23 protein-coding genes and 1 pseudogene are annotated in these 23978 nt (G+C 56.7%); 20 read left to right on the top strand and 4 right to left on the bottom strand.

The features are described 5' to 3' along the window. The first annotated feature begins 126 nt into the window (after window positions 1–126). Together recA and ACN080_RS04690 are read left to right on the top strand one after the other, a co-directional pair. The gene (recA, locus tag ACN080_RS04695) at window positions 127–1233 is read left to right on the top strand and encodes a recombinase RecA (RefSeq protein WP_419100173.1); all 1107 of its coding nucleotides are present in this window, start codon (window positions 127–129) and stop codon (window positions 1231–1233) included. 125 nt (window positions 1234–1358) lie between these two features. Next, on the top strand, window positions 1359–2351 hold the full coding sequence (locus ACN080_RS04690; RefSeq protein ID WP_419113173.1) for a regulatory protein RecX: 993 nt from the start codon (window positions 1359–1361) through the stop codon (window positions 2349–2351). Window positions 2352–2494: 143 nt separating this feature from the next. Here ACN080_RS04690 and ACN080_RS04685 read toward each other — a convergent pair whose 3' ends face one another. Beyond that, a complete protein-coding gene (locus ACN080_RS04685; protein ID WP_419113172.1) occupies window positions 2495–3634 on the bottom strand; it encodes a hypothetical protein in 1140 nt (379 codons plus the stop codon). Between the two features lie 35 nt (window positions 3635–3669). Between ACN080_RS04685 and miaB the strand changes: the two genes are divergently transcribed. The 3 genes from miaB (at window position 3670) to dapF (ending at window position 7205) form a co-directional block, all read left to right on the top strand. Then, window positions 3670–5190: a tRNA (N6-isopentenyl adenosine(37)-C2)-methylthiotransferase MiaB gene (gene miaB / locus ACN080_RS04680; RefSeq protein ID WP_419100170.1), complete on the top strand. Its 1521-nt coding sequence runs from the start codon at window positions 3670–3672 to the stop codon at window positions 5188–5190. Beyond that, the gene (gene miaA, locus ACN080_RS04675; protein WP_419113171.1) at window positions 5187–6176 is read left to right on the top strand and encodes a tRNA (adenosine(37)-N6)-dimethylallyltransferase MiaA; all 990 of its coding nucleotides are present in this window, start codon (window positions 5187–5189) and stop codon (window positions 6174–6176) included. The genes miaB and miaA overlap by 4 nt, the downstream gene beginning before the upstream one ends. 72 nt (window positions 6177–6248) lie before the next feature. Beyond that, on the top strand, window positions 6249–7205 hold the full coding sequence (dapF, locus tag ACN080_RS04670) for a diaminopimelate epimerase (protein ID WP_419105144.1): 957 nt from the start codon (window positions 6249–6251) through the stop codon (window positions 7203–7205). A gap of 79 nt (window positions 7206–7284) precedes the next feature. Here the strand turns inward: dapF and ACN080_RS04665 are convergent, their stop codons facing one another. After that, a complete protein-coding gene (locus tag ACN080_RS04665; RefSeq protein ID WP_419113170.1) occupies window positions 7285–7890 on the bottom strand; it encodes a class I SAM-dependent methyltransferase in 606 nt (201 codons plus the stop codon). An 86-nt stretch (window positions 7891–7976) separates the two neighbouring features. Between ACN080_RS04665 and hflX the strand changes: the two genes are divergently transcribed. Further along, complete coding sequence (gene hflX / locus ACN080_RS04660; protein WP_419113169.1) at window positions 7977–9584, top strand: GTPase HflX; 1608 nt, start codon at window positions 7977–7979, stop codon at window positions 9582–9584. Beyond that, window positions 9581–11629 (top strand): ATP-dependent DNA helicase, encoded by a 2049-nt coding sequence (locus ACN080_RS04655; protein ID WP_419113168.1) that lies wholly within the window; start codon window positions 9581–9583, stop codon window positions 11627–11629. The genes hflX and ACN080_RS04655 overlap by 4 nt, the downstream gene beginning before the upstream one ends. Before the next feature lie 96 nt (window positions 11630–11725). Here the strand turns inward: ACN080_RS04655 and lexA are convergent. Next, a pseudogene (lexA, locus tag ACN080_RS04650) lies at window positions 11726–12385 on the bottom strand (transcriptional repressor LexA); the annotation flags it as partial. A 271-nt stretch (window positions 12386–12656) separates the two neighbouring features. Here lexA and ACN080_RS04645 point away from each other — a divergent pair. The 7 genes from ACN080_RS04645 (at window position 12657) to ACN080_RS04615 (ending at window position 17681) form a co-directional block, all read left to right on the top strand. After that, window positions 12657–13325, top strand: a complete 669-nt coding sequence (locus ACN080_RS04645; protein WP_419113167.1) for a LysM peptidoglycan-binding domain-containing protein — start codon at window positions 12657–12659, stop codon at window positions 13323–13325. A 76-nt stretch (window positions 13326–13401) separates the two neighbouring features. Then, on the top strand, window positions 13402–14511 hold the full coding sequence (locus tag ACN080_RS04640) for a histidinol-phosphate transaminase (RefSeq protein ID WP_419113166.1): 1110 nt from the start codon (window positions 13402–13404) through the stop codon (window positions 14509–14511). 19 nt (window positions 14512–14530) lie between these two features. Then, window positions 14531–15166 (top strand): imidazoleglycerol-phosphate dehydratase HisB, encoded by a 636-nt coding sequence (hisB, locus tag ACN080_RS04635; RefSeq protein ID WP_419111396.1) that lies wholly within the window; start codon window positions 14531–14533, stop codon window positions 15164–15166. Next, on the top strand, window positions 15163–15837 hold the full coding sequence (gene hisH, locus ACN080_RS04630) for an imidazole glycerol phosphate synthase subunit HisH (RefSeq protein ID WP_419105138.1): 675 nt from the start codon (window positions 15163–15165) through the stop codon (window positions 15835–15837). Before hisB ends, hisH begins: the two co-directional genes overlap by 4 nt. Window positions 15838–15842: 5 nt before the next feature. Then, on the top strand, window positions 15843–16013 hold the full coding sequence (locus ACN080_RS04625; RefSeq protein WP_419100160.1) for a hypothetical protein: 171 nt from the start codon (window positions 15843–15845) through the stop codon (window positions 16011–16013). 25 nt (window positions 16014–16038) lie between these two features. Then, on the top strand, window positions 16039–16770 hold the full coding sequence (priA, locus tag ACN080_RS04620) for a bifunctional 1-(5-phosphoribosyl)-5-((5-phosphoribosylamino)methylideneamino)imidazole-4-carboxamide isomerase/phosphoribosylanthranilate isomerase PriA (protein WP_419105136.1): 732 nt from the start codon (window positions 16039–16041) through the stop codon (window positions 16768–16770). Beyond that, window positions 16770–17681, top strand: a complete 912-nt coding sequence (locus tag ACN080_RS04615; protein ID WP_419113165.1) for an SseB family protein — start codon at window positions 16770–16772, stop codon at window positions 17679–17681. Before priA ends, ACN080_RS04615 begins: the two co-directional genes overlap by 1 nt. Window positions 17682–17739: 58 nt before the next feature. On the opposite strand, the gene ACN080_RS04610 is transcribed toward ACN080_RS04615, so the two are convergent. Then, on the bottom strand, window positions 17740–18162 hold the full coding sequence (locus tag ACN080_RS04610) for a DUF1844 domain-containing protein (protein WP_419100157.1): 423 nt from the start codon (window positions 18160–18162) through the stop codon (window positions 17740–17742). A 275-nt stretch (window positions 18163–18437) separates the two neighbouring features. On the opposite strand from ACN080_RS04610, the gene infC reads away from it, so the two are divergent. The 6 genes from infC (at window position 18438) to efeB (ending at window position 23791) form a co-directional block, all read left to right on the top strand. Further along, the gene (gene infC / locus ACN080_RS04605; protein ID WP_419100156.1) at window positions 18438–19166 is read left to right on the top strand and encodes a translation initiation factor IF-3; all 729 of its coding nucleotides are present in this window, start codon (window positions 18438–18440) and stop codon (window positions 19164–19166) included. A 184-nt stretch (window positions 19167–19350) separates the two neighbouring features. After that, the gene (rpmI, locus tag ACN080_RS04600; protein ID WP_419100155.1) at window positions 19351–19545 is read left to right on the top strand and encodes a 50S ribosomal protein L35; all 195 of its coding nucleotides are present in this window, start codon (window positions 19351–19353) and stop codon (window positions 19543–19545) included. A gap of 120 nt (window positions 19546–19665) precedes the next feature. Further along, complete coding sequence (rplT, locus tag ACN080_RS04595; RefSeq protein WP_419100154.1) at window positions 19666–20049, top strand: 50S ribosomal protein L20; 384 nt, start codon at window positions 19666–19668, stop codon at window positions 20047–20049. Between the two features lie 340 nt (window positions 20050–20389). Then, complete coding sequence (gene efeU, locus ACN080_RS04590; protein ID WP_419113164.1) at window positions 20390–21232, top strand: iron uptake transporter permease EfeU; 843 nt, start codon at window positions 20390–20392, stop codon at window positions 21230–21232. Window positions 21233–21249: 17 nt separating this feature from the next. After that, the gene (gene efeO / locus ACN080_RS04585) at window positions 21250–22422 is read left to right on the top strand and encodes an iron uptake system protein EfeO (RefSeq protein ID WP_419112214.1); all 1173 of its coding nucleotides are present in this window, start codon (window positions 21250–21252) and stop codon (window positions 22420–22422) included. Between the two features lie 85 nt (window positions 22423–22507). Continuing rightward, window positions 22508–23791, top strand: a complete 1284-nt coding sequence (gene efeB, locus ACN080_RS04580) for an iron uptake transporter deferrochelatase/peroxidase subunit (protein WP_419100151.1) — start codon at window positions 22508–22510, stop codon at window positions 23789–23791. Window positions 23792–23978 lie beyond the last annotated feature (187 nt).

The raw sequence follows: 23978 nt of genomic DNA, 5'->3' as shown, positions 1-23978 counted from the left end.
GGCGCAGAGAAGAATTATCCACAGGTTTACAAGAATCTGCGGCCTATTCCCTAAAGTGTCAGCCACCCGTATTACCGTGGAGACCAGAAGGAAAACCGGCTCCGCGATAAGAAATGAGGAAGATGTATGGCAGCGAAAACTCGCATGCAGTCCGTAGGTCAGGTTCCGGCTGAAGGCCGCGAAAAGGCACTTGAAGCTGTTCTTGCCCAGATCGATAAGAACTACGGCAAGGGCTCAGTGATGCGCCTGGGTGACAAGGAAGCCACCAAGGTTGAAACTATTTCTACCGGGGCGCTTGCCCTGGACGCCGCCCTGGGTATTGGTGGACTGCCTCGCGGTCGTGTCGTGGAAATCTACGGCCCTGAGTCTTCCGGTAAGACCACGGTTGCCTTGCACGCGGTTGCCAACGTTCAGAAGCAGGGTGGCATTGCCGCCTTCATCGATGCTGAACACGCTCTGGACCCGGTATACGCAGCCAAGTTGGGTGTTGACACCGATGCCCTGTTGGTATCCCAGCCTGATACCGGTGAGCAAGCCCTGGAAATTATGGACATGCTGGTGGGCTCCGGCTCCATCGACATCATTGTGGTTGACTCCGTAGCCGCCCTGGTTCCCCGCGCTGAAATCGAAGGCGAAATGGGTGACTCCCACGTGGGTCTGCAGGCTCGCCTGATGTCCCAGGCTCTGCGTAAGATTACCGGTCGTCTGGCCTCTACCAACACCACCGCTATCTTTATCAACCAGCTTCGCGAGAAGATCGGTGTTTTCTTCGGTTCACCCGAAACCACCACCGGTGGTAAGGCGCTCAAGTTCTATGCGTCGGTGCGTATCGATATCCGCCGTATTGAGACTCTTAAGGACGGCGCTAACCCCATCGGTAACCGCACCCGCGCCAAGGTCGTCAAGAACAAGATGGCTCCGCCCTTTAAGCAGGCCGAATTCGATATTCTCTACGGTGAGGGTATCTCGGTTGAAGGTGGAATCCTTGACCTGGCTGTTGACCACAACGTGGTCAAGAAGTCCGGCGCCTGGTTCACCTACGAGGGTGACCAGCTAGGCCAGGGTAAGGAAAACGTTCGTCGTTTCCTCAAGGATAACCCCGAGCTGACCGAAGAAATTAAGTATAAGACCATGGTCAAGCTCGGCATCATTGAAGCTGAGGAAGAAGAGACGGAAGAGCTAGAACCCAGCACTTCAGTCGATCCTCTGGACGATATCTCCGAGAACTTCTAACCTGACTTTCCCAGGGTAGGCCGCTACCGCCAACTCGGCGGTAGCGGCCTTTCAGCATAGATAGAGCTTGCCCCTAAGCTAGAGAACTTTGTATTCTCTTCCGCAGAAGAAGGCCCCAAGGACCAATGACTGATACAGATTTTCTGAGCCCCGAGGAATACCCGTCCTGGCACCCCGCCGCGCAGGGGCTGAGTGAAGACCGCCCCGGCGATAGTTACCTGTCTGTTATGCAGGGGCAGGGTACTCCCTACACCGGTGGCGCCGGGAATACTGCTGACTCAGCTGACAACACAGCTAGGGCTGTGAATAGGCAGGGCCGGCAAGAAGAGCTAGATAAGTACCGGCACCGCCGGAATCCCCAATTGAAAAAGGGCTTCCGTAAGCCACCGGCCCGCTATGCGGCCCGCTCACCCTTTGCCCCTGCAATCGGTGCACACCAGGAGGACGTCCAAGAGAAGCGGTCAAGCGGGAAACGGAGTATCCCGCTTTTTAGGGAAGGCTCTAGCCTTAATGAACCGGTGAGTGCTGCTGAACTGCTGGTCCAGGGCCTCACACCTATGCCAGGTGGCCGGGGTCGTGGGCAGGCTGAGCCGGAGAGTGAATTTAGCCGTGCCAAGAACATTGTGCTCAACCAGCTAGCGGCGGCACCTAAGTCCCGGGCTATGCTCGAAGGCAAGCTGGCGGAGAAAGAAATTTCGGCAGAGGTCATTGAGGATATTCTGAACCGTTTTGAGGCGGTTAACCTCATCAATGATGCCGAGTTTGCTGAGATGTTTGTGCGCTCGCGGAGCAAGGTTAAAAAGTTGTCGCGGTCAGCTATCCGTAGGGAGCTTAGAGCTAAAGGGATTGAGGGCGAGCAGGCAGAAACTGCTTTAGAGCACAGGACCGAGGAGGATGAGCGGGCTGATGCGCACGAGCTGGTGCGTAAGAAATTGCGGCCCTCTATGAACCTGGCGGACCGCGCGGAACGGGATAGGGTGATGCGCCGCCTGGTGGCCATGTTGGGCCGTAAGGGTTACCCGGCAGGTCTGGCTTTTGGGGTGGTTCGGGAAGAAGTGGAGAATTATGCGCGACAGATGGGGGCAAATACAGAGGGCAGCTTCAACTACTGGGAATAGCTAGGGGAAGAAGGTCTTAGCGCTTGGCCTGAGATAAGCCCCAGGACGAAGAGCAGGAGGGCCGCAAACAAGTGGGCAAAAGATAGGAAGATGAGCATATCTAGCAGTGTTTCAGCCTCTGCTTGGAATCGGTCAAAAACTACTTATGCCAACTGCTCAGCTAGGACTGCCTGAATCGTCAGTACTGCTGAACGCACTGCCGGAGACTGGTACACGTCGGTGTGGGGGTAGGGGGCAACTAACCGATAAAACTTTTGGGTAGCTAGCTGCCAGTTCTCGTGCCCGGCCAAGGCCGTGCTGACTGGGCCCTTAGGCCATGACGGGAAACCTAGCATCATTTCTGCTACCGGTAGTGCCCAGTGGTGTATGCAACTACCCTCTGCATCAATTGCTCGAACTGCGCGAACCAAGGGAAAAACAGGATTAGCTGATAGGTCGCGGCTATTCCCCGAACCCGTCAGATAATCCCTGCTCGGTAGGAGTAAATTGGCCGGAGAAAAATCCCCCGAAGACAAGACAGCATCGCCTGGCTCTGGGGATATGATGCTCCCTACCTGCTTCTGCCACAGCTCGAACTCCTCAGAATCTAGGGCTACCCCCTTGGCTTTAGCTAGGAGAGCTAGCCCCTTAAAGGCAAGCTGGGGTGAGGGTATCGACCCCGGTGCAGTAGCCTGTGGATCAGCTTCTGCTAAAGCCTCAGCAAAGGATTCTTGGGCTGTAGCCTGCGCCGGGGAGCCAAGAATGTTAGCCCACGTAAAGGCCCAGGCATCCAGTACCTGCAGGGACGTGGTATCCGCTCTGGAGGACAGCAGAAGCTCACCCAAGCTGACGGAAGAAAAACTATCGCTCTTAATGTCTTCAAGAATCAAGAGTCGGCTAGCATCGTCGGCCGCCAACAAACGGGTGTAGAGGCCCGGTACCAGGGCATCCAGTGCACCCAACCCATGCTTCTCCCTCAGATACCCAAAGCCACCAGAATTGCTAGCTGAGTCTTTGCGCCGAAAGTATTTGAGGATGACGCTGGGCACCTCACCCAACCCCGGCAGATCCACCGTGCCGGGGCTAAACCGCACCCTAATAACTACCGAACGCATACCGGCAGAGAGAATCTGGGCATGGGTTGGGCAAGCAGCCAAGGCTTTGCTTGCCTGGTTCAAGAGCCAAGCCAGAAGCTGCAGAAATCGGGGCGAACTAACGTCCTGCTCGGTCACTTGCGGGCAATAACCTGCCGAAGCGCGCTGAGCAAGTGACCAAAAGAATGAGGCGGAAGGCAGAGCTGACATAGTGCCCATTATGGCCTATCGAGTAATCTAGTGGAGTGAGTATTGACGTGAACCCCGAAAAGCCCCAAGCACAGACCAAAACCCGTACCTACGAGGTACGTACTTTTGGTTGCCAAATGAACGTGCACGATTCCGAACGTATGAGCGGTCTGCTCGAAGCCAGCGGCTACCTTCCTGCCACTGAGGGAAGCACCCCCGACCTGGTGGTGTTTAACACCTGCGCTGTCCGCGAGAACGCCGATAACAAGCTCTATGGCAACCTGGGCCAGTTAGCTCCCGTCAAACGCGAAAACGAGGGGATGCAGATTGCGGTGGGCGGTTGCCTAGCGCAGAAAGACCAGGACACCATTCTGAAGAAGGCTCCCTGGGTTGATGTTGTCTTTGGCACCCATAACATTGGCTCCCTGCCTACTCTGCTTGAACGCGCTCGTCACAACCAGGAGGCCCAGGCTGAGCTGCTCGAATCACTTGAGGTTTTCCCCTCCACTCTGCCCACCAAACGCGACCATGTCTACTCCGGCTGGGTTTCAATCTCCGTGGGCTGTAACAACACCTGTACTTTCTGTATCGTCCCCTCCCTGCGCGGTAAAGAGAAAGATCGCCGCCCCGGCGAGATCCTAGCCGAGGTTCAGGCACTGGTCGATGACGGTGCTATTGAAGTTACCCTGCTGGGTCAAAACGTGAACTCCTACGGTGTGGGCTTTGGCGACCGCCAGGCTTTCTCCAAACTCCTGCGTGCCTGCGGTGAGATTGAGGGGCTAGAGCGTGTGCGTTTTACCTCACCTCACCCCGCCATGTTTACCGATGACGTCATCGAGGCGATGGCCGAGACTCCGAACGTCATGCCGGTGCTCCACATGCCCCTTCAGTCGGGTTCCGATAAGGTGCTTAAGGACATGAAACGCTCCTATCGGTCCACCAAGTTCCTGGGGATTTTGGACAAGGTCCGCGAGCGCATCCCCGAGGCCGTGATTACCACCGATATTATTGTGGGCTTCCCCGGCGAGACCGAGCAAGACTTCCAGGAGACTCTGCGCGTGGTAGAGGCGGCCCGGTTCTCTTCTGCCTTTACTTTCCAGTATTCGATTCGCCCCGGTACTCCTGCTGCCACTATGCCTGACCAGGTACCCAAGGCCGTGGTGCAGGAACGCTATGAGCGGCTGACCGCTCTTCAGGACCGGATCGCGGGCCAGGAGAACCGTAAGCAACTGGGTAAGACCGTTGAGCTGATGGTGACCGCTGAATCTGGCCGTAAGGCTGAGCAGACCAACCGGCTTTCTGGTCGTGCCCGCGACCAACGCCTAGTTCATTTTTCCGTACCTGAGGGCTGCCAGCTGCCCCGCCCCGGTGACCTGGTTACCCTGCCTATCACCGAGGCCGGTTCCTTTCACCTGATTTCTGACCCCGCCCCCGAGCAGTATTCGGTGCGCCGTTCACGCGCCGGGGACGCCTGGGACCGGGCTCAGGCCGATTCCTGCGGTACCGGGACCACCCAGGTCCCCGGTTCGCCGGTTTCCTTGGGTTTCCCCACCTTTAAAAAATCAGCGCTCTCATGAACAGGCCCGTTCAGAAAACCAACCTTGGACCCGGTCCAGCAGAACAGGGCGGGCACTGCGACTTCGGCCAGCTACCCGTGATTGCTGTGGTAGGCCCGACCGGTAGCGGTAAGAGTGACCTGGCCATTGAGCTGGCTCTGGAACTAGGTGGGGAGTGCGTCAATGCTGACTCCATGCAGTTCTACCGGGGTATGGATATTGGCACTGCCAAGCTGACAGCAGAAGAGATGCGGGGTGTGCCACACCACCTGCTCGATATCTTGGATGTGACCCAAGAAGCCTCCGTTGCTGTTTTCCAGGGCCAAGCCCGCCAACTCTTTGACCAGATTAGGAGCCGGAGCAAGTACCCGATTCTGGTGGGTGGTTCCGGCCTGTATGTGCGGGCGGCCCTGGACGTATTGGAGTTCCCCGAAACCTGCCCCGCTGTTCGCGCTCGCCTTGAGGCGGAGCTCGTTCAGCAGGGCCCTGGGGCCTTGTTAGCCCGCCTGCGCGAGGTAGACCCTGTCTCAGCTGACCGGGTAAAGGATGACCGCCGCCTGGTGCGGGCACTGGAAGTGTACGAGGTGACGGGCCGCCCCTTCTCCTCCTTCATGCCAAGACGCACCTACTACCAACCGGCTCTCCAAATTGGGCTGAGCGGTGACCGTGCTGAGCTACACCGGCGTCTGCACGATCGGGTGCTCACTATGAGGCAGAAAGGCCTGCTCGAAGAAGTCCAACGGCTCGAAGCCCAGGGCTTACGTCAGGGTAAAACTGCCTCAGCGGCTATTGGCTACCGGGAGTTCCTTAAGGCTTTGGACTCATCACGGGGCCTGCTGCCCGCGGGGCAGGAATACTCGGTGGATTCGGCCCTTGAAGATACCGTAACGGCCACCCGGCAGTTTGCCCGCCGTCAGATTACCTGGTTTAGGGCAGACCCCCGTGTGCACTGGCTGGAATGGTCTGATCCACGCAAACTTGACCTGGCCCTAAGGCACATCTCTTAGGGCAGGCAGGCACTAGACTAAAAGAAGATATGAGGCCCGAGAGCGGCCAAGCCCAATGGAAAGGCACTAGCTGTGGCAACCCACACTCAAGAAATCGCCCCCTGGGGAGACCTGACCGGCAAGACCCTGACCAAGGGGCAGGCTACCGGTAACGACTTTATTTTTGTGACAGACCCTCAGGCTGAGCTGGACCTTACTCCCGAGCTAGTTGCCAAGGTCGCTGACCGCCACTTTGGTATTGGTGCCGACGGTTTCATTCGCGCTGTCAAAACAGCAAACCTGGACTTTGCGGCTCACCTGCTCGAGGAATACCCCGAGGCTACCTGGTTCATGGACTACCGCAACGGCGACGGATCTATCGCCGAGATGTGCGGTAACGGTGTACGCGCTTTTGTGGACTACCTGATTGCGGAGAACCTTGTTCAGCTTGAGTACGGTGAGCGGCTCCTGATTGCCACCCGTGCGGGTGTAAAGACTGTGGGGCGTACCGAGACAGGCTACGCCATTGATATGGGCCCCTGGAGCTTTATTAACGGTGATATGGCCCGCGATAACGGCACCGATGCGCAGGTGACAGCCAAGGGGCTACGGACACCGCGCGGTGCCCTCTCCATCAGCATGGGCAACCCTCACACCGTGGTGATGCTAGGTACTGACGGCAAGCTGGACGGTCTGAACCTGTATGATGCACCCAAGGTTTCACCGCTCCCGCCCGAGGGCACCAATGTTGAATTTGTGGTCCCCGAAGAGATTTCTGCTGAAGACGGTGACCCCGCTACCGAGAACATCGGCTCAATCCGTATGCGCGTGCACGAACGTGGAGTGGGGGAGACACTTTCCTGCGGCACCGGTGCCTGTGCGGCTGCTGCAGCCACCCGCTTCTGGGGTGGGGAAGATGCACCCGACGAGTGGCTGGTCCGTGTACCCGGTGGCACCCTGGCTGTTACCTTTGTGCTGGGTCCCGATGATCTAGAGCATGTTGTTCTGGCCGGCCCTGCCGCTATGACCGGGAAAATCCTCCTGGGCTAAGAACCCAAGAACTTTATCAAAGAACCGGCCCCGCCTGATATGCGGGGCCGGTTCTTCTGCACTTGTAAGTCCTGCCGTTTTATGGGCGGTGAACCCGGATAATACGGAAGCCCTTAGAGCTGGCATAACGGCTGGTTTCAAGGCCGGGGAAAGTCTGCACCAGCCATTTTTGCAGTGAATCGGAGCCCAGGTTCTTCTGCACCACCAGGTAGGCGTTCCCACCGGGGGAAAGACGGGGGAGCCAGGTCTGCATTATCTCGTGCAGGACTTCTTTACCTACCCGAATAGGAGGGTTAGACCAGATGGTGTCAAAGGTCAGCGACTTATCCAGGGCTTGGGGGGAGGACACCCTAATATTGTTTAGCCCCAGCCGCTCAGCGTTCATCTGGGTGAGCTGGGCAGCGCGTGGATTGACCTCCACCCCGTAGACCTGCGCCTCAGGTGCCAACATGGCCAGGGTCAGGGTAATAGGCCCCCAGCCACACCCAATATCAAGCAGGCGTGTTCCTTCGGGCGCGGGGGCTTCATCGAGCAGAATCCGCGTGCCCTTATCGACACCGCCGGGGCTAAAAATTCCGGGGGCTGTGAGCACCTGGACTTTATCTGCTGCCAGTTCCACGGTGAGGGGTTTAGTTGCAAAGTCACCTGCGGGTTCTTCAGAAAAATAGTGTGTTTTGGTGCTCATAAGCCCTCATTCTACGGCACTACTACTCACCTTAGACGCCGCACGCTAAACTTGTAGGGACGATTGATTCTTAAACGAAAGGCACTATGGCCGACTCATTACGCCCCGGCAAGGAACCGAAGCTACCCTCCGATGAGCAATTACGCCTGACGGTAGATCGAGTACTGGGCCGAGCCTCTAGCTCAACCGGTAACCTCCTGGGGCAGCGAGCCCGAGAGCTCTCCCACAACCAGCCCGAACACTCATCCTATGACGGTGATCAGCAGGACCTTGAAGAACGTCGGGCTCTGCGCCGCGTTGCGGGCCTCTCCACCGAACTCGATGACGTTACCGAAGTCGAATACCGCCAGCTCCGCCTGGAACGAGTCGTCCTGGCCGGTGTGTGGAGTGAAGGTACCCTAGCTGAAGCCGAAAACTCCCTGCGTGAGCTGGCCGCGCTGGCAGAAACCGCTGGCTCCGAAGTGCTTGATGGCCTGGTACAGCGCCGTCTTAAACCCGATCCCGGCACCTACCTGGGCTCAGGTAAGGTGCTTGAACTCAAGGATATTGTTGAAGCTACTGGCGCGGATACTGTCATTGTCGATGCAGAGCTAGCGCCTTCCCAACGTCGCGCGATTGAGGATATTGTCAAGGTCAAAGTGATCGACAGGACCGCGCTGATTCTCGATATCTTCGCCCAGCACGCTAAATCTCGGGAGGGTAAAGCCCAGGTTGAGCTAGCCCAACTCGAATATATGCTCCCTCGCCTGCGCGGTTGGGGCGCCTCCCTGTCCCGCCAGGCCGGTGGCCGTGCCGCAGGGGGCGAGGGCATCGGCTCTCGCGGCCCCGGTGAAACCAAAATCGAACTGGATCGCCGCCGACTGCGCGCCCGTATGGCTAAACTTAAGCGCGAAATCGCCGCCATGGCACCTACCCGCGAAACCAAGCGTCTCAACCGTAAACGCAACAGGGTGCCCTCCGTTGCTATCGCCGGTTACACCAACGCGGGAAAGTCCTCCTTGCTCAATAGGCTCACCGACGCCGGCGTCCTGGTCGAAAACGCCCTCTTTGCTACCCTTGACCCCACCGTACGTAAGGCCCAGACTCCCGATGGGGTAGGTTACACCCTCTCCGATACCGTAGGTTTTGTGCGCTCTCTGCCTACTCAGCTGGTTGAGGCCTTCCGCTCAACCCTTGAAGAGGTCGCCGACGCAGATGTCATTGTGCACGTGGTCGATGTCTCCCACCCCGACCCGGAGGGGCAGATTCAATCGGTCCGCCAGGTGATTACCGAGGTGGGAGCACAGAACATTCCCGAGATTATTGTGCTCAACAAGGCCGATACCGCCGATCCTTTCGTCATCGAGCGCCTGCGCCAGCGCGAACCCAGCCATGTTGTGGTCTCCGCTCGCACCGGTGAGGGGATTGAGGAGCTCCAAGTAAAAATTGCCGAGACTATCCCGCGTCCATCGCTGGAACTACACCTGCTTATTCCCTACGCCCAAGGTGGGGTTGTCTCCCGCCTACACGAGTGGGACGCCGAAATTCTCTGCACTGCCTTTGTCTCTGACGGTACCTACGTCCACGCCCTGGTGCGTGACCAGGTAGCCTCCGATTTGGCAGGCTATGCCCTGGACGCTGACCTACTGGAAATCCTGCAGCCAGAAATTGACCAAGCAGTTGCGGCAGGAGCGGTGGAGACCGTCCGAGTATGACCCAAGACATCACCGCACCCACCGGGCAGGAACTTGAAACCCTGCCCGGTGCCCAGCCTGTTCTCAAACTTCTGGACACCGTTATCGCCCGTAGTGGCGGCCAAATCCGACCCGGCCAACGAAAAATGGCCGCCTATGTGGCCCGCGCGCTCGAAAGTGACCGGCATCTACTGGTCCAGGCAGGAACCGGCACCGGTAAGTCCCTGGGCTACCTGGTCCCAGCTCTGAGCGCAGCCCAGCACTCCGACAAACCCATTATTGTGGCCACAGCAACACTGGCGCTTCAGTCGCAGATCGTTAGCCGCGATATTCCCCGGCTTCTTGAAGCCCTGGGCGATGAACCAGAACACCAGACCGATGTGGCTATTCTCAAAGGGCGGAACAACTACCTCTGCCTACACAAACTCGAAGGCGGCTACCCAGACGATGACGGGGAGGCGCTCTTCGATATGGACACCGAGACTGGCTCTGTAGGGCCAGCCGGAAAACTGGGGGAAGAAGTGGTTCGCCTGCGCTCCTGGGCCCAGACCACAGAAACCGGGGACCGTGACGAACTCCTACCCGGGGTCAGCGACCGAGCGTGGCGGCAGGTATCGGTAAAAGCCTCCGAATGCTTGGGCAAGAAATGCCCGCTGGTCGAAGAATGTTTCAGCGAAAATGCCAGGACACGGGCGGCAGATGCCGACATCGTGATTACTAACCACGCCCTGCTAGCTATTAATGCCTTTGAGGGAGCGGCTGTCCTGCCGGATCACGAGATCGCCATTATCGACGAGGCCCACGAGCTCGCAGACCGAGTCACAGGTGCCGTGACAGGTTCACTTTCCCCGGCCAACATCACCAAGGTGGCCAGGAGCCTCAAACGCCACACCGACGCTGACCACCGCGCCCTTGAACAAGCCGCCCTGGCTCTCGATGACTCCCTCAACGGTGTTCCCGCCGAGCTCATGACCAGGGGCCTGCCCGAACGTGTTGCCGCCGCCATGGAAAGGGTACGCGATGCTGCCCGTCAGGCCATAACAGACACCAAGAGCGGCGATAAAGATGCCGATGCCGGCCGTCAGATGGTGCGGGCAAGCCTGACCGAAGTACACGAAACTGCCGAAAAGATGCTGACCGCAGATCCCAACTTCCAGGTCATTTGGGTATCGCGTACCGGCTCCTGGGAGCCGGGCAGAGGCTACCTAGCGGCGGCTGAAGATGACCCTGCCACCCTCAACATCGCCCCGATTTCTGTTGCAGGCTATCTGCGCGAAGGCCTTTTCGATAATCGCACCGTGGTGCTGACGTCCGCGACCCTGACCGTGGGCGAGTCTTTTGACGCTACTGCCGGTTCGCTGGGCCTCATGGGGCAGGGCTCCCCCCGCTGGGACGGTATCGATGTTGGCTCGCCTTTTGACTACCCTAAACAGGGGGTGCTGTATATCGCTTCTGACCTGCCTAAACCCGGCCGGGGTGTTTCGGTGGAACAGCTGGACCGGCTGGTGGAGTTAGTGACGGCATCTGGTGGCGGTGCCCTGGGGCTCTTCTCCTCTAAACGGGGTGCTGAACTTGCCGCTGAGTATGTTCGAGAAAAAACTGATCTCACGGTGCTCTTGCAGGGGGAGTCGTCCTTGCGGGCCCTGGTCAAGGAATTCACCGAAGACACCCATGCCTGCCTCTTTGGAACCATGAGCCTGTGGCAGGGCGTTGATGTGCCCGGCGACTCTTGCCGTCTGGTCGTTATGGACAGAATCCCTTTCCCACGCCCCGACGACCCGCTATCACAGGCTCGGACCAGGGCAGTTGCAAGTCACGGCGGCAACGGTTTTATGGCTGTTTCAGCTACTCATGCGGCGGTGCGTATGGCCCAGGGAGCCGGTCGCCTAATTCGCTCTGTGCATGATCGCGGTGTGGTTGCTGTGCTGGATTCTCGACTTGCAACCCAGCGTTACGGGTCATTCTTGGTCAAATCGCTACCACCTTTTTGGACTACTACCCGCCAGGACGTAGTGGTAGGCGCCTTACAGCGCTTGCATGAAGCCCTTGAAAGCCAAGAAGCCTAATCAGGGATGGCAGAGTAAACAGTCTGGGGCCAGAATCATGGTGATTCTGGCCCCAGACTCTTGAGCTAATAAAATGCTCGCTTTGTCAGATTCGCTCTAGAGGCTACGCAGGACGGAGACGACCTTGCCCATGATGGTTGCTGAGTCACCCAGGATGGGTTCGTACTGAGTGTTCTGAGGTAGCAGCCAGGTGTGCCCATCACGCTGGCGGAAGGTCTTAACCGTTGCCTCGTCATCGAGGAGGGCCGCTACAATTTCACCGTTTTGGGCAGTGTTCTGAGCACGAACCACCACCCAGTCACCGTCGCAGATAGCGGCATCAATCATGGAGTCACCTTTGACTCGAAGCATGAAGAGGTCGCCCTGGCCCACCAGCTGACGCGGGAGAGTCATGACGTCTTCGACCGCCTGTTCTGCGGCAATTGGTGCGCCGGCGGCAATGCGTCCAACCAAGGGGACGGTAGCTACGTTCTCATCATTCTGAGCAAAGGTGGGAAGCACCGGCAGGGTAATGACGCTGGTCTCAGGCCTTGGCTCTTCGAGCGGCTCTTCACCTGTGAGTACTTCAATAGCGCGTGGCCGTTTGGGGTCCCTGCGAATGTATCCCATCTCTTCAAGCCGGGAGAGCTGATGGGTGACAGAAGAGAGCGAAGCCAACCCCACAATATCGCCAATCTCACGCATAGAGGGCGGATAACCGTACTCGTCAATTGCGGTAGATATTGCGTCAAGAATTTTCTTTTGGCGCGCTGTCAGGGGGCGAGCGCCCTTAAGGGAAAGGGGTGCCGGAGTCTGCGGGGTTCGTTCGCTCACGGTGTCTCGTCTCTTATCGGTTCTTAAAGTGTCAGCCACCCCTTGTGTACTTATGAAGTGGTCTTCTAAGACTATGCCAAGCCAGCAGCTTATTCAAACATTTGTTCTAATTTTTCTCGACTCTGTTCGATTTTTCTGATAGAACATATATACGAATCAATTTTAGAACAGGCATTCGATGTGGGTGTCTGAGCATGAATCAGGAGAAAGACTTATGAGCACTATCGCACTGCCCGAGTTTATGGCTCGTACTTCTTTGAAGAAGCCCCTTGATCAGGCAGCTACTTTCGTTCCCCGATCAACTGCCTCCGAAGCTGTCTCGGCGGGTTCTGTTCGACAACCTCGTTACCGTATTCGATATGCTCCCCTTAGCCCTTGTGCCGGGCACCTGGGGGCGAACGCCAGCTCCTCTGGGAGAATCAAAGGAGCCGCTCAGCGGCAAGTTGCCCACGCTGACCGTCCCACCTTGCCCGCTACCAAGCGGGGGCTGGAGTCTCTAGAAGCTGGGCAGAATGGCTACCAGGTTGCTTCGGCAACCAAAAATAGTTCCCGTGTGTCTCAGCGCGGGGGTTTCCGCCTTACCCGGAGGGGGCGGCTAATTTTTCGCGGACTACCGCTACTCACGCTGGCAGCCCTCATGGTCTTGGGTGCCTTCACCTTTGCTTTCCCGACCCAGGCCAAGAGCAGCACAAGCTATTCCGAAGCGCCCGTAAGTCAGATGGTTAGGGTCTACCACGGTGACTCCCTCTGGACTATCGCCCAGCAGGTCGCCCCGGGGCAGGACAGCCGTGACGTCGTCAATCGCATTATGCAAATCAACGATTTAAGGAGCGCCCAGGTAGAGCCCGGACAGGTGCTTGAAGTGCCCGTTTACAGTAAATAGAGCCAAGACTAAGTAATTCCCCTCAGAGTTCGGGATAAAAATGCGGGAACCGGAGCCCAGTAGATACACTAGGGGGGTGACTGATACTACTCAAAGCCTTGATGCCCTGCCCTTGCGTGATGACCTGCGTGGCCGCTCACCCTACGGCGCGCCCATGATCGATGTGCCGGTAACGCTCAACGTTAATGAGAATACGCACCCCATGCCTCAAGAAGTTGTGGAGGCTATTACGCGTGAGGTTGCCCAAGTGGCAGTCACCCTCAACCGTTACCCGGACCGTGAATTTGATACCCTGCGTGCTGAACTATCTGCTTACCTGGGCCACGGCCTGACCCCTGACCAGGTTTGGGCAGCTAACGGTTCCAACGAGATCCTTCAGCAGATTATGCAGGTCTTTGGCGGGCCCGGCCGGAGCGTCATGAGCTTCGTCCCGACCTACTCCATGTACCCGCTTCTGGCCGATGGAACCAACACAGCTTTTATTGCTGGGCGCAGAGCCGCTGACTACTCTCTGAGTGCAGAGTCGGCTGTTGAACAGATTCAACAACACAGCCCCACCATCGTCATTCTTTGCTCACCCAATAACCCCACCGGAACGGGCTTGGGGTTAGATGTTATTGAGGCCGTCTACGATGCGGTTTCAACCTATAACGGTATCGTCGTGGTCGATGAAGCCTACGCAGAGTTTGCCCAGGACCGTACTCAGACCGCGCTCACCTTACTGCCGGGCCGTCGTAACCTGATTGTCACTCGTACCATGAGCAAAGCATTCGCCTTAGCCGGTGCTCGGCTGGGTTATTTTGCCGCCGATCCTCTGATAGCAGATGCTGTTCGCCTGGTGCGCTTGCCCTACCACCTATCAGCAGTCACCCAGGCAACCGCTATTGCAGCCCTGCGACACCGGACTGAACTTCTAGGCAATGTCGATGACATCCGTAGCCAGCGCGATCGCATTGTCAACCGGTTGCGAGAACTCGGACTGGCCCCGGCTGTCTCGGATTCCAACTTTGTATTCTTCGGTGGACTTAAGGACGAAAAAGCTGCCTGGAACTATCTGCTCGAACGCGGAGTTCTGGTGCGCGATAACGGTATTCCCGGCTTCCTACGAGTCACCGCCGGTACTGAGGCGGAAACCAGCGCCTTCCTGGAGCATCTGAGCACATATATCGAAACTTTTGAACCTTAACCACAGCAAAGAGGCAATTATGGCAGTACCCACCACTACATCAACCGGAATCGGCCCCCGAATCGCATCTATGGAGCGTGTGACCAGCGAGTCCTCGGTCAGCCTTGAAATTAACCTTGACGGCACCGGGGTCTCCGACATTGATACCGGCGTGCCCTTCTATGACCACATGCTTACCGCTCTGTCCAAGCACTCACTGATTGACATGACGATAAAGTGCACCGGTGATACCCATATCGATGTTCACCACACCGTTGAAGACACCGGGATTGTGCTAGGCGAGCTACTAGGCAAGGCGCTGGGCGATAAGGCCGGTATCCGCCGCTTTGGCAGCGCTACCGTACCCCTGGACGAGGCTCTTGCCTCAGCTGTCGTCGATATTTCGGGGCGCCCCTACCTGGTGCACACCGGTGAACCCGAAGGCTACGAGTACCACCTGATTGGCGGGCACTTTACCGGTTCTATGGTGCGGCACGTCTTTGAGGCAATTGCCTACCACGCCGGTATTTGCCTGCATATCACCCTGCTCGGCGGTCGGGATCCGCACCATATTGCCGAAGCCCAGTTCAAGGCTCTGGCCCGTGCCCTGCGCCAGGCAGTTGAGCCCGATCCCCGCCACTCTGGTATTCCTTCCACCAAGGGGGCGCTCTCATGAGTGCTGAGCAGAAGCCTACAGTAACCGTCCTTGATTACGGCGCGGGCAATGTCCGCTCAGCCGTTCGCGCTCTTGAAGAAGCCGGTGCGCAGGTAATTCTCTCGCGGGCTGAGGAAGACGTACTTGGGGCCGACGGCCTGGTAGTGCCGGGCGTAGGTGCTTTCAAGGCTGTGATGGACGGGCTGCGCCATGCAGACGCTATCCGCATGATTGGGAGGCGTGTTGCCGGTGGTCGCCCCGTCCTCGGTATCTGCGTTGGCCTTCAGGTCATGTTTGAAAAAGGTGTTGAGCACGGGATTGAAGCCCAGGGTCTGGGGGAGTGGCCTGGCACCGTGGAACTCCTTAAAGCACCCGTAGTGCCGCACATGGGCTGGAATACCGTCAAGGCTCCGGCAGGCAGCACCCTTTTTGCGGGTATCGAACATGAACGCTTCTACTTTGTGCATTCTTACGGTGTTCAGGAGTGGAACTTCGATCAGAACAACGAGGCTATGCTTCCTCCGCAGGTAACATGGGCCAAGCACGGCGTTGATTTTATTGCGGCGGTAGAAAACGGCCCTCTCAGCGCAACCCAGTTCCACCCCGAAAAATCTGGGGAGGCTGGAATCCAGCTCCTGCGGAACTGGATCAGTGCCTTGCCGGTAACTGGCCGTCTAGCTGGTAAGGAGTAATAGGGATGTCTGCAAGTACTTCTGGCCTCTTGCTGATGACGGTGGGCATGATGTTTCTGGGTGGGGCCTACTCCTTCTACAAGCAGAAAATTACTTGGGTGGCCCAGCTAGTGCTCTTACTGGTGGGCTTAGCTTTCGCCGGCTATGGCTTTTACCTTGTCCTTAACTACAGCTAAACGTACAGATTTCTAGGAGAAATGAATGACTCAACGACTTGAACTGCTCCCGGCAGTTGATGTGGCAAATGGCCAGGCTGTGCGCCTGATTCAGGGTGAAGCCGGTTCCGAGACCAACTACGGCTCACCGGTCGAAGCGGCCCTGGAGTGGCAGAAGGCGGGTGCAGAGTGGTTGCACCTGGTCGATTTGGACGCAGCCTTTGGGCGTGGCGATAACATCGATATCCTGACCGAGGTCGCCCAGGAACTCTCCATCAAGATTGAAATGTCCGGCGGTATCCGCGACGATGCTTCCCTGGAACGCGCTCTGAGCCTGAACCCCGCACGCATTAACCTGGGTACCGCAGCCTTGGAAAACCCAGAATGGACTCGCAAGGTTATTGCCCAGCACGGGGACATGATCGCTGTGGGCCTGGATGTGCGCGGTGACGTGCTGGCCGCCCGCGGCTGGACCAAAGAAGGGGGCAACCTCTGGGAGGTGCTTGACCGCCTGAACGAGGACGGCTGTGCCCGCTACGTGGTTACTGACGTCACTAAGGACGGCACTCTGCAGGGGCCCAACCTTGAACTACTGCGCAAGGTCGCTGAGCGCACCGATAAGCCTGTTGTTGCTTCCGGTGGTATTGCCACTTTGGACGATATTGCCGCCCTGCGTACCATGGTGCCTTACGGTGTAGAAGGCGCCATTACCGGTAAAGCTCTGTACGCGGGTAAGTTCACCCTGGAGCAGGCACTTGATCTAGCGGGTCGCCCCTAGTGACTGATTTTTCTGATCGCCTTCGTCGCGCTCACACCCACGGGCGCGGGAACCCTGGTGGTCCCAAACGGGAGTTACCTGCCCACATTGCCGCCCAGTTGGCTTCTGCCGGCAGGAGCACCGACACAGGTGGTCAGCCGTGGGAGGGGCGCAACCTGGGTGAGGGAACCAGCCACACCCACCTTTATCCCGGCGATGACGGTAGAACCGACCCCAACCTTGAAAAAGTGCTGGCTGACTTCATAGCCGATAGTGTTGACGAAGTTGCGGTGGTCGATGCCCTCCGGCAGGTAAGGGTTTTTGCACCTATCGTTGCCCAGCTTTCGCAGGCCGAAATTACCGCTGACGGGCTGGTCTCCGATAAAGAGTCAGACATGGCCCTGGTCAGTATTCAAGCTCCCGATGGTCGTAAGGCTCTGCCGGTGTTTACCAGTGTTGACGCGCTAACTGCCTGGCATGATTTAGCTCGACCTGTTGCCGCAGATATGCGCAAGACGGCTCTTTCTGCCATAGAGGACGATAACCAACTGATCGTGGTTAATCCCGGGCAGGACGTAACCTTTGTGGTTCGTCGCCCGGCGGTATGGGCTATAGCGCGGGGTCAAAAGTGGGTACCGTCCTACCGTAACTCGCAGGTCGCCCAGGCGCTTTCTGACCTTGTAACCCCACTGTCGGCAGTTGTGAGTGTAGAAGCTAGCCCCGGTGCCGGTGTCTATTCACGCTCTGCTACGGGTAAGGTCTTGGCAGGTGGTGGCCCCGGCCCTGAGCTCAACATTACGCTCAAGCTGATTCCTGGCTTGAATCGGGAGCAGGTAGACCGGACGGTGGGCAAACTTCGGGAAGGCTTAGCGGGACATCGCCTGCTTTCCGAGCAGGTGGACTCAGTTCAGATTGCTCTGGCCTCAGCCTAAACCTAAAAATGGCGGGGTGTAGGCCCCGCCATTACGCTTAGAATTACAGGCTCCTGTTCTAGAAGACAGGGCCGGTGAACTTTTCACCCGGGCCCTGGCCCGGCGCATCGGGGTAGGGGGAAGCCTCGCGGAAAGCCAGCTGAAGAGAGCGCAGACCATCGCGGAGGGGGGCCGCATGCTGGGAGCCGATTTCGGGTGCGGCGGCAGTGACGAAGCCGGCCAGGGTAGTAATGAGCTTGCGGGCCTCGTCTAGGTCCTTGAGCTCATCGGCGTTTTCATCGGCGGCTAAACCGCACTTGACGGCGGCGGCGCTCATCAGGTGTACGGCGGCGGTGGTGATGACCTCAACAGCAGGTACTTCGGCAATGTCACGCATTTGGGCATTAACTTCGTTGACCTGCTCAGCGGTGAGGCCTTCGGGGAGTTGCTCCGCGCCGGTGGGCTGGTTTTCATCAAAACGGTAGGTAGATTCGTTGCTCATGGTTACTAGAATCTCATACCGGCCTAAAAGACTGTCAATCGTGAACACCTGTAAAGGCTAAAAGCGGGCTGACAGATAGGGGCTTGCCGGTTTACTCTTGATAAATCCCCGAAATACCGGTAGAGTGACTATCTGTTTGCAAGCGGAACTTTCAAGGTTCCCACCCCGTGACCGCTCAACAGGTTGCCGGGTTATCCCACACAGCTGAAGCTGTGACAGGAATGTAGGGCACTTGTCTGCCATACACTCCATCGGGTAGGTATCTTAGCCTCCGCTTGCTGACCGCAACCGGGGGCTTTTCTGCTCCCACAGAAATTCACGGGGAAACCCGCACAAGCAACAGGAGCTTTGTCATTAGCGATCCACGCATCAACGACCGAATTCGCGTACCGGAAGTTCGACTCGTCGGCCCCGGCGGTGAGCAGGTCGGTATTGTCCGCGTAGAAGATGCACTGCGTCTTGCTCAGGAGTCAGACCTCGACCTGGTTGAGGTTGCCCCTAACGCTAAGCCGCCTGTGTGTAAGCTTATGGACTTCGGTAAGTACAAGTACGAAGCCGCAGTGAAGGCACGTGAATCTCGAAAGAAGCAGGTCAATGCTTCTTTGAAGGAAATCCGTTTCCGCCTGAAAATTGACACCCATGACTACGAAACCAAGGTAGGGCACGCACGTCGTTTCCTGGCCAGCGGTGACAAGGTCAAGGCTATGATTCAGTTCCGTGGTCGTGAACAGCAGCGCCCCGAGATGGGTGTGCGCCTGCTTGAACGGATGGCCGGCGACCTGGCGGAGGTTTGCACTGTAGAGTCAAACCCCCGTGTAGACGGTCGTAACATGGTGATGGTTCTTGCTCCGCTCCGCGGTAAGCAAGAAGTCCGCCGTGAGAGCCCTAAGGCAAGCGGACGCAAGGGTCGCGAACGCGTCAACACCACCGAGGCTACTCCTGTGACCAATTCTCTGGCAGATTCAATGCCGGAGGAACTTAAGGCTCAGGCTTCCGCCGAATAAGAACTGAAAATAGACATCCAAGCACGACTCCTATAGTGTTCAGTGTTTGGTCCTGGTTCGCCTGGGAACCGCACGTGCGGTCGCTCAGCGAGCACAACACCCTTAGACAGCGAAACGTTGTTGAGTTTTTCAGTTCCTCACCGCCTGAGAGGGCGTGAGGGTAGAAGGTAAGGAGAATCGGCTCATGCCGAAGCAGAAGACCCACTCTGGTGCTAAGAAGCGCTTCAAGCTCACCGGTACTGGCAAGGTAAAGCGCCAGCAGGCTAACCGCCGCCACTACCTGGAGCACAAGTCCTCCCGTCTGACCCGTCGTCTGGCTTCTGACCAGATTGTAACCGGCGGTCAGTCAAAGGTCATCAAGAAGATGCTGGGCAAGTAAGCCTAGCCTGCTTCCTGAAGCTTCGCCCCTTTGAGGGCACACCCAAAGTAGATATTTTCTCTCCTGCACCAGCGCTAGTGATTCAAAGCTGGGTAGGACACAAGATGTAAGGAGACACACGTGGCACGTGTGAAGCGCGCGGTAAACGCGCATAAGAAGCGCCGAGTAATCCTGGACCGTGCATCGGGCTATCGTGGCCAGCGTTCACGCCTTTACCGTAAGGCTAAGGAACAGGTCACTCACTCACTGGTATACAGCTATGATCACCGTCGTAAGAAGAAGGGTGACTTCCGTCGCCTGTGGATTCAGCGTATTAACGCTGCAGCCCGCGCTGAAGGTTTGACCTACAACCGTTTCATTCAGGGTCTGAAGGCTGCTGAGGTTGAGGTTGATCGTCGTATGCTGGCTGAGCTGGCTGTCAACGAGCCCGCTGCTTTCTCAGCTCTGGTTGAAATCGCTAAGAACAACCTGCCTGAGGACACTTCAGCTCCCAAGGCTTCCTAGTCTTTGAGCTTTCTCTGTCCCCGGCCCTGCCTGGGACAACGGACCGCCTTCCACTCTTCTACCCCTAGGTAGGGGGAGTGGGAGGCGGTTTCTTTATGCGCCCTACCCCCCCTGTCTTCTACAGACCCGTCTTTCTCTCTTGAACCCGGGGTAAACAATGGGGTCAAGAGAGAAAGGGCGGGGGCATAGCCGAAGGGGGTAGATCTTAGCGGTCTTTGCTGATTGTTGAGCCAAAAGGCAGGCAGGTAACTGAAATAAGTCACATAAAAATGCTGTTAAAGATGACTTAATGTTTATAATAGGCATACCTAATATTATTTTTCTGAAGAAACAGGTTTACATGTTCCAAAACTTCCTGATTGGACTGCGAGAGGGGCTGGAAGCGGCTCTGATCGTTGGCCTTTTGCTAGCTTACGTGCGCAAAACAGGTAAATCCCATCTCATCCCTAAAATCTGGATGGGTGTAAGCCTGGCGGTATTGGTTTCTCTGGGCTTCGGAGCTCTGCTCACGTTTGGGCCCAGAGGCCTGACCTTCGAGGCGCAGGAGGCAATCGGTGGGAGCCTGTCCATTATTGCTGTGGGATTTGTAACCTGGATGATTTTCTGGATGGCAGAAAATTCAAAGCATCTTTCCCGTGAGCTTGGCCAAAAAATTGACCTGGTTCAGGCAAGTACTGGAGCCGTTGTCTTACTGGCTGCTTTATCGGTGGGCCGCGAAGGGCTTGAAACAGCTCTCTTTATTTGGGCCGCCTCCCAATCCGTAGGTAACGGAGCCACGGCACTTATAGGAGCTCTACTGGGCATCGCCCTGGCGGTTCTCTTAGCCTGGCTGATCATGCGCGGCGCCCTTAAACTCAACCTGGGGATCTTCTTCCGCTACACCGGGCTCTTTCTAATTTTTATTGCTGCAGGGGTGCTGGCCTATGGCGTTCACGACCTGCAGGAGGCTGGGATTTTGCCAGGCTTGAATTCTCTAGCTTTCGATATTTCTCATCTAATTGCCCCCACCTCCCTGCTGGGCACGCTCCTGAAAGCTATCTTCAACTTCTCCCCGGCTACAACCTGGCTGGAGGCTATCGCCTGGTGTACCTATGTGGGTATTGTGCTTCCCCTCTTTGTGGCTAAGAACCGCAGTAAAGTTGTCTCCCCAAGAACGAGCCCCCAACCAAGAACCTCATCCTAGAAACTAAAGGAAAAACTATGAATAAAAATCTTAAGCTGAGCGCTCTGGCTCTTTCGGTAGGGCTGTTTGCCTTGACCGGTTGTACCGAAAACGCTAAATCTGATGACAGCACTGAGGCTGTTAAGGTCTCATCTACCGAGACCGAATGTAAGCTCTCAAGCACTGAGGTTAAAGCGGGTAAGAACACCTTCTCTGTGACCAATGATGGTAAGGAAGTCACCGAGTTCTATATCCTGGCCGATGACGGTTTAAGGATTATCTCGGAGATTGAAAATATCGGCCCTGGAATTACCCGAGACTTGACAGTTGAACTGGCCGAAGGCCAGTACAAGACCTCCTGCAAGCCGGGTATGGTCGGTGACGGCATTATGGGGGACTTGAAAGTAACAGCTAATCCTGATGCTTCTCCGGTGGCAGCGGATGAGCAGGCCCTGCGTGACACCGCTGTCAATCAGTACACGGCCTATGTTAAAGATCAGACCGAGCAGCTCAAGACTAAGACAGACCAGTTTGTAGAGGCCCTGCAGTCCGGTGATAAAGACAGTGCTCGCTCCCTCTACCCCCAGGCCCGTATTCACTATGAACGTATCGAGCCTGTAGCGGAATCCTTTGGCGATCTTGACCCCCTGCTGGATGCACGAGAAGCTGACCTGGAAGACGGGCAGGAGTGGACAGGCTGGCACTTGCTGGAGAAAGATCTCTGGCAGCCTACCCCCGAAGAAAATGGCGGCAAGCCCTACACCCCCTTGACCGATGATGAGCTCAAGAAAGCAGCTCTTGAACTTCAAGAAAACACTCAGAAGCTCTATGACCAGACTCGCGATTTAGATCTAACCGTCGACCAGATTGCTAACGGTGCTAAGAGCCTACTGGATGAGGTTGTTTTCTCTAAGATCACCGGGGAAGAAGAGATCTGGTCTCATACTGACCTCTCCGATTTCCAGGGCAATATTGATGGCGCTAGAGTGGCCTTCGAGGACGTACGCCCGCTGCTCGAAGCCAAGAACTCTGAGCTGGGTACCACCCTAGAAGCAAAGTTCGATGACGTCCAGAAACTCTTGGATCAATATAAGCAAGGTGACGAGTTCACTCCTTACACTGATCTTTCTCAGGAACAGATTCGTCAGCTCTCAGATGCCATTGATGCTCTGAGCGAGCCTTTATCGCAACTGACCGGAGCAATCATTTAGTAGCTCCAGCAGCTTTGCACGGTTAAAGACCTAGGCTCCTGCTCAGCATAAGAGCAGGAGCCTTCCCCATAGAAAGAAGGCTTATATGCCTGAAAAGAAGAATCCCGCACTAGCACTTCCCAGCATGAACCGGCGCGCTGCTATGTTAAGTAGTCTGGGCGTAGCCCTGGTAGCTGGGGGCACAGCCTGTAGCTCTCTGAAAGCATCAGAATCAGCGGCAGAAGACCAGAATAGCTACCCCTTTTTTGGCGAACACCAAAGTGGGGTAGTAACACCCGCCCAAGATCGCCTGCATTTTGTGGCTCTAAAAATTACAGCAGAAACCAGAAAAGAGCTACAAGAGCTCTTCATGGACTGGACTCTGATGAGCCGTAGCTTAATGGCTGGCCAGGATGTGGGGGAGGAAAAGCCTCTTGAATCTCCACCGGATGATACTGGCGAAGCTATGGATCTTCCCGCTGCCCATCTGACCCTTACTTTTGGGCTAGGCCGGTCACTCTTCCTTGACGCGGACGGTAAAGATCGTTTCGGTCTTGCTGATCAGCTTCCCCCGGCTCTCGAAGATATTCCCAAGATGAGTGGCGATATGCTGGAGAGTAACTGGCAAGGTGGAGATGTGTGTATTCAAGCCTGTGCAGATGATCCGCAGGTAGCTGTGCACGCTATTCGTAACCTGGTGCGACTGGCGGCGGGCCGGGCTGCGGTCATGTGGAGCCAGCTAGGCTTTGGTAGGACGTCTTCTACCTCCACCGCGCAGATCACCCCCCGTAACCTCTTCGGTTTTAAGGATGGCACCGCCAACATTAAGGCTGAAAGTAAGGATTCCCTGGTAGATCATGTGTGGGCTTCTGGCGCTAATTCTGAAGGTAATCCTGCCTGGATGGAGGGCGGCACCTACTGTGCTGTGCGTAAGATCCGCATGCATATTGAGCCCTGGGATCGGACTTCCTTGAAGGAACAAGAAGAAATTATTGGGCGAACTAAGAAAGATGGGGCTCCTCTTTCTGGCGGTGGAGAATTCGATAAGCCAGATTTTTCCATGCAGGGCAAGTCTGGCCCCATTATCCCCGACGATGCCCATATGCGACTGATGCACCCTGATAACCATGGGGGAGCTAAGATGCTGAGGCGAGGCTATAACTATACAGATGGTAGTGATGGCCTGGGCCACCTGGATGCTGGTCTCTTCTTTATCGCCTATGTGTGCGACCCTCGCACTCACTTTGTACCTATGCTCAGAACAATGATGAGTTCTGATGCCTTGAGTGAATACCTACGCCATGTGGGCAGCGCACTCTTTGCTGTTCCCCCGGGGGTCAAAGACCAGGATGACTACCTGGCATCAGGGCTTTTTAAAGCTACTAGCTAGGCAGGTGGGCTGGCTCTGCTTTCTGCATAAGATGGGGGAGTGCCAGCCCCCCTGCCTCAGGGGCGGGGCGCTTTAGCAGTCTTCTGCTCCGTCTATTTGTTTACTTCCTTCCTCTAGGGCTATAGGCTAGCTTATGACCCATAGCACTGTTGGCAGTGACCTCATGATTTTGTGGAAGGTGGCAGGG

The organism is Rothia sp. CCM 9416, from assembly GCF_048513535.1.
Classification (GTDB): Bacteria; Actinomycetota; Actinomycetes; order Actinomycetales; family Micrococcaceae; genus Rothia.
Note: the sequence above shows the minus strand (reverse complement) of the source record. Positions and strands in the feature narration are given on the sequence as shown.